Source organism: Gemella haemolysans (genome assembly GCF_001553035.1).
GTDB lineage: Bacteria > Bacillota > Bacilli > Staphylococcales > Gemellaceae > Gemella > Gemella haemolysans_B.
This window is the reverse complement of the sequence record NZ_KQ959982.1, coordinates 46,977-59,025: the sequence shown is the minus strand read 5'-3', so window position 1 is coordinate 59,025 and position 12,049 is coordinate 46,977. Positions and strand designations below refer to the sequence as shown.

At 28.7% G+C, this 12,049-nt stretch carries 14 protein-coding genes and 1 other RNA gene; all 15 read right to left on the bottom strand.

Annotated elements, in window-relative coordinates; all coding sequences use genetic code 11:
• Positions 1–27: 27 nt before the first annotated feature.
• Positions 28–516, bottom strand: coding sequence for a peptide-methionine (S)-S-oxide reductase MsrA (gene msrA, locus HMPREF3186_RS06995; protein WP_060914540.1), 489 nt, complete (start codon positions 514–516; stop codon positions 28–30).
• A gap of 391 nt (positions 517–907) precedes the next feature.
• The gene (locus HMPREF3186_RS06990) at positions 908–1,810 is read right to left on the bottom strand and encodes a YihY/virulence factor BrkB family protein (RefSeq protein ID WP_060914539.1); all 903 of its coding nucleotides are present in this window, start codon (positions 1,808–1,810) and stop codon (positions 908–910) included.
• Positions 1,811–1,812: 2 nt separating this feature from the next.
• A complete protein-coding gene (locus HMPREF3186_RS06985; protein WP_060914538.1) occupies positions 1,813–2,064 on the bottom strand; it encodes a hypothetical protein in 252 nt (83 codons plus the stop codon).
• 375 nt (positions 2,065–2,439) lie between these two features.
• Entirely contained in the window at positions 2,440–2,622 is a 183-nt protein-coding gene (locus HMPREF3186_RS09425) for a hypothetical protein (RefSeq protein WP_060914537.1), read from the bottom strand.
• Between the two features lie 13 nt (positions 2,623–2,635).
• Positions 2,636–3,055 carry a prepilin-type N-terminal cleavage/methylation domain-containing protein gene (locus HMPREF3186_RS06975; RefSeq protein WP_060914536.1) on the bottom strand — a complete coding sequence of 140 codons (420 nt, stop codon included), beginning with the start codon at positions 3,053–3,055 and terminating at the stop codon, positions 2,636–2,638.
• A complete protein-coding gene (locus tag HMPREF3186_RS06970; protein WP_060914535.1) occupies positions 3,033–3,317 on the bottom strand; it encodes a hypothetical protein in 285 nt (94 codons plus the stop codon). The genes HMPREF3186_RS06975 and HMPREF3186_RS06970 overlap by 23 nt, the downstream gene beginning before the upstream one ends.
• Positions 3,304–3,747 (bottom strand): prepilin-type N-terminal cleavage/methylation domain-containing protein, encoded by a 444-nt coding sequence (locus tag HMPREF3186_RS06965; RefSeq protein WP_060914534.1) that lies wholly within the window; start codon positions 3,745–3,747, stop codon positions 3,304–3,306. Before HMPREF3186_RS06965 ends, HMPREF3186_RS06970 begins: the two co-directional genes overlap by 14 nt.
• Positions 3,722–4,054 (bottom strand): competence type IV pilus major pilin ComGC, encoded by a 333-nt coding sequence (gene comGC, locus HMPREF3186_RS06960; RefSeq protein WP_060914533.1) that lies wholly within the window; start codon positions 4,052–4,054, stop codon positions 3,722–3,724. Before comGC ends, HMPREF3186_RS06965 begins: the two co-directional genes overlap by 26 nt.
• Positions 4,055–4,064: 10 nt before the next feature.
• Positions 4,065–5,111: a competence type IV pilus assembly protein ComGB gene (gene comGB / locus HMPREF3186_RS06955; protein ID WP_060914532.1), complete on the bottom strand. Its 1,047-nt coding sequence runs from the start codon at positions 5,109–5,111 to the stop codon at positions 4,065–4,067.
• Positions 5,086–6,081, bottom strand: coding sequence for a competence type IV pilus ATPase ComGA (gene comGA, locus HMPREF3186_RS06950; RefSeq protein ID WP_060914571.1), 996 nt, complete (start codon positions 6,079–6,081; stop codon positions 5,086–5,088). Before comGA ends, comGB begins: the two co-directional genes overlap by 26 nt.
• A 113-nt stretch (positions 6,082–6,194) precedes the next feature.
• The gene (locus HMPREF3186_RS06945) at positions 6,195–6,557 is read right to left on the bottom strand and encodes a helix-turn-helix domain-containing protein (protein ID WP_084812676.1); all 363 of its coding nucleotides are present in this window, start codon (positions 6,555–6,557) and stop codon (positions 6,195–6,197) included.
• Positions 6,558–6,767: 210 nt separating this feature from the next.
• On the bottom strand, positions 6,768–7,535 hold the full coding sequence (locus HMPREF3186_RS06940) for a tRNA threonylcarbamoyladenosine dehydratase (protein WP_060914531.1): 768 nt from the start codon (positions 7,533–7,535) through the stop codon (positions 6,768–6,770).
• Between the two features lie 72 nt (positions 7,536–7,607).
• A non-coding RNA gene (gene ssrS, locus HMPREF3186_RS06935) (6S RNA) lies at positions 7,608–7,790 on the bottom strand.
• A 179-nt stretch (positions 7,791–7,969) separates the two neighbouring features.
• Positions 7,970–10,798 carry an excinuclease ABC subunit UvrA gene (gene uvrA, locus HMPREF3186_RS06930; RefSeq protein WP_060914530.1) on the bottom strand — a complete coding sequence of 943 codons (2,829 nt, stop codon included), beginning with the start codon at positions 10,796–10,798 and terminating at the stop codon, positions 7,970–7,972.
• A 396-nt stretch (positions 10,799–11,194) separates the two neighbouring features.
• Positions 11,195–11,833 (bottom strand): DUF4037 domain-containing protein, encoded by a 639-nt coding sequence (locus HMPREF3186_RS06925; protein ID WP_231724181.1) that lies wholly within the window; start codon positions 11,831–11,833, stop codon positions 11,195–11,197.
• Positions 11,834–12,049 lie beyond the last annotated feature (216 nt).

The window sequence follows — 12,049 nt, the reverse complement described above, 5'->3', positions numbered from 1 at the left end:
GTAATTATTTCAAACTTATTTTACAATTTACAGGCTTTTTTTCGCTAAACTCAAGTCCACATGACAATATCCTGTAGGGTTCTTCTCAAGGTATTTTTGATGATATTCTTCTGCATCGATGTAGTTGTTTACCTCTTCTACTTCTACAGCAATTTTTTTAGTGTAATTTTTTTGAAGTTCTTCTATAAATTTAACTACTTCTTCTCTTGTTTCTTCGTCAACATAATAAATTCCTGTTCTATATTGACGACCTCTATCTCCACCTTGTTTATTAATACTTACTGGATCTATAATTCTGAAATAGTGACGTAGTACATTATTTAATGGTAATACTGAATTATCGTATTTTAAGTAAATAACCTCTGCATGGTCTGTTGTTTTAATTTGTTGATAAGTAGTTTCTGCAGTTTGTCCATTACTGTATCCAACTTTTGTAGTAATTACTCCATCAAGTTGTGCAAAATAACCTTCCACTCCCCAGAAACATCCTCCTGCTAGATATATTTCTTTTTCCATAGTGTTATCCTCTCAATCTTTAATCAATGTTCTTAATTAAGTATCTACAATTATACTATAAAACACTTTCTTTTTATATATTTCTGCTTAAATTATTAAGTCATATATTAAGTATTCATCATTTACAATCTGCATTAAGAAAAATAAAAAACAAGCACATTTTGTACTTGCTTGTTATTTGATTCTACTAATATTATAAAATACCTACTGACTAGGAGCTGACCTAAAAGTTCTAAATTTTAACAAAGTGTATATGAAAACTCATAGACGCAGTGGTTTATTGATATCTAAATGCGCTTTAGAAAAGCTTTTTAGATATCTAATAAACTGTGCGGGGGTGACTCGACAAAATCGATTTCTACGAAATCACGATTTTTGAGTCACTCCCTCTTTATTCTGTTGTATGAGTTTCTTCAAATACTCTGTGTTCTACTTTATAATTATGGAATATTGCATTAATTTCTGCACCTATAATTAGTATATATCCTGTAATATATAGCCAAAGTATAAATGCCATAAATGCTCCGATTGTTCCATAAGTTTTGATATAACTTGAAAAATGATCAATATAGTATCCGAATAATTTACTGACTACTGTCCATGATAATGTTGCAAACAACGCTCCTGGCAATATACTAATAGTTTTTAGTTTCAAGTTAGGTCCCATAGTATATAAGAACATGAAGACAAAGAATATAAAAAGTAATGGTAGTGTATAATTTATTACAGACCATAAGTTATAGAATCCCTCATCTAGATTAAATTTATGGAAGAGGATGTATGTAAGTTGTTTTCCAAATACGATTAAAGCTAAAGCAAGAAACATCCCTACTAAGAACAATGCTGTTAAGATTACACTAATTATTTTAGTAACAATCCATATTCTTCCATCACGAACTCTAAATGCATTATTAAATGCTATAATTATTCCATAAATACCACTAGATGCTGACCACAGTGTGAATACGATCCCCACTGTGATAATCGTGTTATTCTTATTATTTAAGACTTCTGAAATCATATCAAAAAGATAATCACCTAAGTCCCCTGGCGCGTAGCTTTGAATCTTCTCTAGTAAAAATTGTTGGTCGATTTTAAAATATGGAGTTAAGGCCAAGGCTACAATTAGCATTGGGAATAAAGATAAGATAAAATAATAACTTAAATTTGCAGAAAGCAATGATATTTCATCATACATAAGACGATAATACATTTCTTTTACAAACTTTTTAATAGTTAATTTACCTTTTGGATTATCTTCATAAAATGAATAGTTCTTTTCTGGTATAAACATAACTATAAAATATATTTAGCTACTGTTTTCGCAGCTTTATAGTACATTGGTAATGAAGAAACTGATAGTAAATTTAAATCCCCAATAGGAAACTTAGATTTTTCTGATATAACATATCCTTTTTCTTCTAGATACTTTTTAGCTTCTTCTACTTTTTCTCGTTCTTCTGAACTAAGATTTTCTTTTTTATGAAATACAGTAGCTGCAGCAATTGCTCCAGCACCTATAAGGCCTAATAATAATTTTTTACCCATTAATATCTCCTTTAAATTTAGTTTCAATTTTAGACAATATAATTCTATTTTAAACCATTTAATTAAACAAAGCAACAATTAATATATCTTTTAAAACATCAATAATAATTTCTTTTTACTATTTATAAGATATTTTCCAAATAATTTAGTCCATCCTAAAATCCAATTTGGAAAATAGAATGGACCTAATTATTATTTAGATTTATTATTTTCTTTTAGCTGCTGTGTTATTTGTTTATCGTAATAGTCATTTAAACTTTTTATTGTGTACATTTTATTAATGTAAATACCCATAATACTAAATATAACTATTATAACTAATAACGTTACAAGTAAGGATGCTACTATTGCGTTTGCTTTTTTATATTCATAGTATTAACTTCCTTCCTCGTTATTAGTAATTGGTTTAATTTTCTCTATTTCTACATGATTATCAGTTTTATTATACTTATTATTATTTTCTTGATTCTCTTTTTCTTTCCTTGCCATCTCTTCTTTTTCTTTCTCCTCTTTGGCTTTTTCTTTGTCTGTTTTTTCATCTTTTTTCTTTAAATACATATCTCGTTCATGATTATTTTTTATCTACGATTAGTATATGTATAGTTTCATCCTCAACAGATAAAGTATATCCCTTAATATGTTTTAGTAGGAGAATGTATCCAGCAAAGTCATTAGAATTTTTAAACTTGTCCATGTAGATTTGATTATCATTGAAATTTATTCTTACATCTTCCATGCCATCTTTACTAGTCATTATAATATAATGTTTTTCTTGAGTAACCTTTGCACTATTATTGTATATCTGCAATATTTTCCTATGAGCTAAAGCATATTCATAATTTGAATAATCTAAAAATCTTTTAGAGGTGTTTATTGTAGTCTGCAATATTAACATAAGTAGTAGTGTTAGGATTACTAATAGGAATAGAGATACTGTCAATTCTAGCAACGTAAATCCTTGTTTTGATTTAGCTATAACTGATTTTCTCACCCGTTTCTTCATCCTCAATTTTCGCTGAATTTCCACTAACACTTATGTAATAATTCTTTCTCTTTGTAGTGAAACTTTTGTCCTTATAATGACTACAAATTTCTTCATACAATATCTCTCTCATCTCTAATTCTTTTTCAATTTTATAAAGATTAGAATATTGCCTTACCATATTTGGAATTAAAAATGCGAATAATAGAGAGCAGATAAATAGTGACCCTATCAATTCCACAAAAGTAAAAGCTTTTTTATTGTATTTCATCTAGTGTCACATACCCTGTATCTAAATGAACTATTATTCGATATAAACTATTATCAAATTTTACATCGACAGTATTCGCTTTAGATATTAGATTTCCTCTCCAATATTCAAATTTTACAGAAGCTGCTCCAAGTTTTGCTTTACCATTTTTACGTATTTTCTTCCAATACTTCTGACCATCATATAAAACTGCATACTCATCATCACTTGAAAAGAAGTAGATATAAGATCTATCCTTACCTAAACTCTTAGTTTGAATAGTATAAATTTCTGACACTAGCTCATTGACAGCTAATCTCTCCTGATATTTTTCATAAGTATTTACAGAGATTCTTGATAGGATTATCACAATAATACTAACTATCATTAACACGGCTATCATCTCTACCAAAGAAAATCCCTGCCTATTTTTGAAGTGTTGCTTTACCATTAGCTATTACTATTTTCTTACCATTAGGTGCTGTACTAGCTTTATCTGCAGGGCCATCTAAATAATGTTTTTCAACTAGTTTTTCAAATGTAACATCTTTATCTTTTTCATTAATTTCGTAAGCTGTAACTTGAGACTGTACTGTTTTTTCGTAAGCTTCTGAACTTTTATCTTTCGCAGTATCTATATTCTTAGTAATATTAGGGATAATAAGAATTAATAGAATTGCTATTATAAAGAGCACTATCAGCATTTCTATCAACGTGAAAGCAGATTTGTTTTTAAACTTTTTCATAATATTTTCCATATGTTCCTCCTTATTTTAGCGAACTAGCCATATTGAAAATTGGAAGTAATATTACCATATACAATCCAACTATAACTATTGCTAAAATACCGAATAAAATAGGTTGTAATTTTTTCAAATTTCTATCCAATGATGTTAAAAATGTATCTAACATCAATTCACTGAACAATTTCAACTCTTTATCAATCAAACCATTATTCTTCCCATGGCTTACAAATTTTCTAATTGACAGGTCAAAATATTTAATCTTTCCTATTGCATCTTCGAAACTTATACCTTTATCTAACTCTTGTAAAATTTCTATAGAAAACTCTGTTAAATAATAGTCATAGTTTTCCTCAGCAATTACTTCTAGGGCTGTTTTCAGTGAAAATCCACTCATTAGAAATAAACTTAACTCCATAGAAAATCTGTAAGAAAAATATAATTTTGAATAGCTCCTAATTTTAGGAATGTATAAAAGTGATTTTAAAAATAGATTTGGTTTATATTTAATTGTAAAAAAAATGTAACTTAAAAATAAAATAATTAGTAAAATAATAATAGAAATGAATTTTGGAATATAGTATAGTGATTTGATTAATATAATAGTTTGGAGATCCATCTTAATATTAGATGAAGTATAGATGTTCTCAAATTGTGGAATTACTAGCGCATTAAACACCATTATGAGACATATTAGTGTAAGTGTTAAAAATAGTGGATATCTTAAAGTTTTAATTACCTTTTCTTGTTGTATTTTTTGTATCGTAAGATATGTTTCTACTTCGAGCAACATATCTTCTATCCTACCGTAATCTTCTGCAAATTTTATTTTGCTTATAATTAATTGTGAATAACCAAGATATGCCAATATATCGGATAATTTATTTCCGTTAGAGAGTTTTTCTTTTATCTTTTTAATTTCATTATCAGCAACATCATATTGTATTAAAAGAAATTCTAGTGAGTCTTCTAACATATATCCATGATTAATTAATTCATATAGACGTTTTATAAAATATATTTTATTCTCTTTATCTAGGATTTTTTTAATATCCCCATTTTTCTTTTTCATCAGCAGAAATTAATCCTTTCTCATATGCTAATTCAAATTTTTTTTCTAAAGATAAATTATGTATTTTATCGTTATCTATATATTCATGGATATTTCCCCTTTTTAATATTTCAGTTACTAATCCCCTTTTTCCATTTGTTAAATTTACCAATCTTTGCGAAATTATGCAAATTATAGTTTGTTTAATATCTTCCAATGATAGGTTTAAATCTCTTAATCGATTTATTACTCCAATAGAGTCTTCAGCATGAATTGTACTCAATACTAAATGCCCTGAAAACGAAGATGTAATTACTTGACTTGCTGTTTTATAATCACGTATTTCACCAATTACCATCGCATCTGGATCACAACGTAAAATTGACTTAAGTGCATTATCATAGGTAATTCCTGCCTTTTCATTTACTTGCATTTGAATCAGGCTGGGGATCTTTTTCTCCACTGGATCTTCGACTGTTATTACCTGTTTATTTTTACTAGCAAGCATACTTGCCAACTTATACATTGATGTAGATTTCCCACTACCCGTAGGACCGGAAAATAAGACTAGTCCGTAAGCTCTTTTTGAAAGATCATTTATGTACTGACTATCTTCATCAAAGATACTGTATTCAACATCTTCTAATTCATTTATGAAAATTCTGACTACACAACCTTCATTTAGCTCACTAAGCGGTAAGGTAGAAACTCGCAAATAATAATCTTTGTCATTATGTTTATAAACGAATCTCCCACTTTGTGGTTCTTTATTCCTTGAGATATCAATGTTAGAATTAAATTTTAATAACGAGATTATCGCTTCTATCTCCCTATTTGAAAATTTTTCATATTCACTCAGATGTCCTTTCACTCTGAGTCTTATAAAGGATTCACCCGATGTATGTGGGTATATATGGATATCACTGGCTTTAATTGCTATTGCGTCATTAAGAATTTTGTTCATTAAATCTTTTACATCAATAGTTATCACCCCATTCCTTAAGAAAAGGAAAATATAGGCCAAGTATTACTACCTAGCCTATATTTAAAACTATTAATTTAATTTACTACATTATAACTCTATAGCCTAAGTATTTGAGTATGTTATAGATTTATATTTCTAGAAAAAGAATATCCCCTAAATCTTCTCAAAACTTCCTCTACTAATTTACAATCCTCACTATCAAGTGATTTTATCATATCTATTACTTCAAAGTGAGTATCTGCCAACTCTTCTGGTTCCCCTTTTTCAGTTTTATAACCTACCAGTTCATCAATAGATACGTTATATAGTTTCGCTATTGATACTAGTGTTGCAACATTTGGTTCGTTACGTCCGTATTCCCAGTTCGCATATACACCGTGAGATGATAACTCTAGTTTATCTGCTACAGTTGACATAGAGTAATTGTTCATTTTTCGAAGTTTTTTTAAGTTTTGTGCCAGTAATGTTCCTTTATTCTTCAAAGTAATCCTCCTTTCTCATCTATAACCATTATACCTTGTTTTTTATAAAAAATCAAATTAAATTATAAATTTTAAAACCTTTTTTTCATGCTAATATAGAATATTATTTTCAAATTATGTGTAATTTTTACAGAAAATCTACCATAAACTTTGATATGTCAACCATATTAAAAAATAAAACAACGCTTAAATCAGCGTTGTTTTCATTCATTAAATAGGTTTTTCAACAGTTAATATTTTTATATTTTTCAATAAAGTAGTATAAACATAATTTGCTGCTATAAGTCCAGCGATCGATGGACAAAATGCATTTGAAGCTGGTGGAATTTTCGCTTTTCGTATAGCTGAGTCCTGCTTACCGATTTTTTCTAAATATTCTTTATTGGCAATTGTTGGACTTTCTGTAGAAAATACTACAGGTACTTTTCCACGAATTCTTTCTTTTTTAAATTTAGTTCTAATTACTTTTGCTAATGGACAAACAGTAGTTTTGCTAATATCAGCTATTTGGAATTTTGTTGGATCTAACTTGTTAGCAGCCCCCATTACACTAATTACAGGGATGTTGTTTGCTAAACAATATTTTATTAAATGTATTTTAAATGTCACTGTGTCACATGCATCTATTACAAAGTCCAGTGGCTTTTCATAAAATACAGGATACGTATCTTCAGTATAAAAGTCTTGAATAGCAATAACTTCACATTCTGGATTAATATCTAAAATTCTTTTCTTCATTTCTTGAACTTTACTGCATCCTACAGTTTTAGTAGTTGCATGAATTTGTCTATTGACATTTGTAATATCAATATCATCTTTATCCATAAGCACTAGTGAACCAACACCAGATCGTGCTAGTGATTCAGCCGCAAATGAGCCTACACCACCGATTCCTAATATTCCTACTCTCTTATTTTTTAATAATTCTAAACCTTCAGTTCCTATTAATAGTTCATTTCTCGAAAATTGATGTAACATTTCTATCTCCATTTTTTAAATTATATAATTTTTAAATTAAAAAAGACTGGATACTTTTTAGAACCAGTCATAAAAAAAACCAAAACGCCGTAGATTCTTACCTAAATTGGTCCTGATATAATCAGGTGGGTACGATAGCCTTATGTTCTAAAGTCTTCTCAAGGAAGCATTTTATACTAGTAAGCGATTCTCATTCCCGTTAAAAAAGTGTTAGGCCCGAATGTATGGTAAGTCTTACAAGCGCTTTAGTTTCTATTTATATTTTACCACACTTACTTTACTAAAACAACCTCAAAATTTGTATAATCAGGCTGACGATTTTAATTTATTCATCTAAACCCTATTAAATAAAAGGTTTTCATAATGTAAAATATTTTTTAAATATATTTTTAATATTTGATTCTTCACTACTTATTTTTTTTATTAAATTTTTACTATTTTAAAAGTTTTTTCAGAAATTTTCCTGTGTAACTTTCATTGTTTTTAACTAATTTTTCTGGAGTACATTCAGCTAAAATTGTTCCTCCGCCTACTCCTCCTTCAGGTCCTAAATCTATAAGATGATCGCAGCATTTTATAACATCTAAATTATGCTCAATCACTACTACAGTATTTCCACCATCGACTAACTTATCAATTATTTTGATTAATCTGCTTATATCATCAATATGTAATCCAGTAGTTGGCTCATCAAGAATATACAATGTTTTCCCTGTAGATTTCTTATAAAGTTCGCTTGCTAGTTTTACCCTTTGAGCTTCTCCTCCTGAAAGAGTGGTTGCACTTTGACCTAGTCTTATGTAATCAAGTCCTACATGAACAAGTGTCTCTAGTTTGTTTTTAATCTTAGGAATGTTTTCAAAGAATTCATATGCTTCTTTAATCGTCATGTCTAAGACGTCACTAATACTCTTTCCTTTATATTTAACTTCTAGAGTTTCTCTATTGTATCGTTTACCTTTACATACTTCACAAGGTACGTAAACATCAGGTAAGAAGTGCATTTCAATTTTTAGAATTCCATCCCCACTACAAGCTTCACAACGTCCACCTTTGACATTAAAGCTAAATCGTCCTTTTTTATATCCTCGTAGTTTTGCCTCATTTGTACTTGCATATAAATCTCTTATATCATCAAATACACCTGTATATGTAGCTGGGTTACTTCGTGGTGTTCTTCCTATCGGGCTTTGGTCTATATCGATAATTTTATCTATATTCCCTTCAATTCCCTCTACTGATTTTACAACAGTTGTGTCTATTTCTTCTTTATTAAGAACATTTTTTACTGAATTAAATAAGATTTCATTAACAAGTGTTGATTTACCACTTCCTGAAACCCCGGTTACCCCAATAAATTTTCCGAGTGGGAATTTTACACTTACGTCCTTTAGATTATTTTTTCTAGCTTTCTTAATAACAATATTTTCACCATTACCTTCTCTTCTTTTCGATGGTACGTCTATTTTTTTTCGTCCTGATAGATAAGCTCCAGTTATAGAATTTTCATTCGCCATGATTTCATCAGGTGTTCCAACAGCAACTACTTGGCCTCCATGTTCTCCTGCTTTAGGTCCTATATCAACTATATAATCACAAGCTAACATCGTATCCTCATCGTGCTCTACTACTAATACTGTATTTCCTAAATCTCTCATAGAAAGCATAGTATTAATAAGTTTTTCATTATCTCTTTGGTGTAACCCTATTGACGGCTCATCAAGAATGTATGTTACACCCATAAGCTTCGAACCAATTTGCGTTGCTAATCGGATACGCTGAGCTTCTCCTCCTGATAATGTTCCTGAAGATCTATCTAGCGTTAAATAATCTAAACCAACATCATTTAAAAACTGTAATCTTGATTTAATTTCTTTAAGTACTAATTTAGCTATTGCATAGTCTTTTTCACTTAGTTTTATATTTTGGAAAAATTCATAACTATCTTTAATAGACATTTCACAAACTTCTGCAATATTTTTTTCTGCAACATATACTGATAAGATTTCTGGTTTTAATCTTTGCCCTTTACAGCTACGACACGAATCTTCTTTAATATACTTAGCCATAGCTTCTCTTGTTGCTCTAGTCATTCCTGATTTATATCGTCTAAGAATATTATTCGCTACTCCTTCAAAATATACAATACGTGAACGCATTACGCCTTCATCATTAATATATTTATGAGTAATTTCTTCATGATTATTTCCATATAAAATAATTTGTTGTTGTTCATTGTTTAAGTCTTTGAATGGAGTATCCATATCAATTCCGAAGTGTTCACATGCGCATTTAATTAAACTTGGATAATATGTCGAAGTCGCATTATTATAAACTAATATAGCTCCTTCATTTATCGTTAAGTCTTTTTGAATAATTTTGTTAACATCTACCGTTTCGTGCATCCCTAAACCATCACACTCAGGACAAGCTCCTTGTGGATTATTAAACGAGAAGATACGAGGCTCTAAATCTCCTAATGTAAAATCACAATGTTTACAACTATACTTAGTTGAGAATAATTGTGTAGTTTCTTCTTTAACATCATCTATTTCTACTAAATCATTATTAGAAAGGTTTAATGACGTTTCTAATGAATCTGCTAAACGAGTTTCAATTCCCTCTTTAATAACTATCCTATCAATAATTACACTAATAGAATGTTTTTTATTTTTATCTAATTCTGGAATATCTCCAACTTCGTATAATTCACCATCAATTTTGAATCGAATATATCCATCTTTTATTAGTTTATCTATTAATTTTTTATGAGTACCTTTTTTATCCTTAACAATCGGTGCTACTATTTGGATTCTACTACGTTCCGGCATTAACATAATAGCATCTACGATTTGACTTATTGAACTACTCTCAATCTTTTCATGATGATTAGGACAGTAGATTTCTCCAATTCTTGCATAAAGTAGACGCAAGTAATCGTAAATTTCTGTTACTGTTGCTACAGTTGACCTAGGGTTTTTGGATGTTGTTTTTTGATTTATTGATATAGCTGGTGATAATCCTTCTATAAGGTCAACATCTGGCTTTTCTAAATTACCAAGAAACTGCCTAGCATAAGCACTAAGACTTTCTACATAACGACGTTGTCCTTCTGCATAGATAGTGTCAAAGGCTAGTGAACTTTTACCACTACCACTTAATCCAGTAATAACAACAAACTGATCACGTGGAATTTCTAAATCTATATTTTTTAGATTATTTTCTCTTGCTCCTTGTATTACTATTTTATTTTTCTTTTGCATATATTACCTCAATATTTCTATACAATCAAATTTTATTATTCATTGTAAAATCAATTTTGTGCCCTATTTTTTTAGACTCATTTAATTTTACATTAACTTCCTTATTATAACATAAATGTAATTGAATATTAAAAAAGAAAGTTCTGAAAAACAATTTCAAAACTTTCAAAGTATAATGAATGATACTAAAATCGATGAAAAACGATTAGAAAATTTATACTGTACAAAATTCAGCATCCTATAATATATCAGAAATTAAATAATATCTTCTAAATTTTTTATAATTGTTTTCAAATTGTTTTCTACATCATTTATATTACTACCTATACTACTTAATAATTCATTCATATTCTCTTCAAAATCCTTAGGGAGAATTTTAGAATGTTCTTTAGCATACTATATCATTCTCTTTTCTCCTGGATGAGTAAGTTCATTTACTGCAAATATAATATCAAAATAAGATTCTATAAATGCTGCGATACGATGATTTACACTCACAAAATCTCCGCGATCAAATGCCTTTATAATCTGTTTATCATAAGAAGGTAAATTCCCTGTTAATAAACGAAAATTTTTTGAAATAATATTTTCTTTTAACTCTTTTGAGAATGGTACTGAAAATCTTTCTTTTATTCTATAAAATTCTTTATGTGGATCATATAGAACTTTACTATTTATCAAATTATGCAAAAAGCATGTTGTATATCCGTTATTCGCTTGATGTTTTTCAACAACATTTTCTATAATATTCTCAAAATCATTTATATTTCTATAAATAATATCTAAATCTATTCCATTAGATAAAGTACAATTATCTTCTACTTCCCAAAATTGATTTTCTAACTCAATATAAGAACAATATTTACCTAAAATTAATTTTCTTACATCTTTATTAGGTATATTTCCACAATAAATATATAGGTCATAATCAGAACTTCTGTCATAGTTATTACCACTTCTAGATCCACCTAATACTATCGCCGTTATTTCTGGTAATTTAGTAAATTCAAACCAAAGACTATTAAATACTTCCATTTCATTATCCTTCCTACGTCGATATAATTACTATTACATATTATTCTAACATACATCCTTATTTGTTTATATACATATTTTAAACTTTTACTAAATATTAAGAAAAAATGGAGTGACTCAAAAATCGTGATTTCTGAGAAATCAGTTTTGTCGAGTCACCCTCACAAAGATTCTGGGTCTATAATAAATACGGCTGATATTTATTATCAACCGTAT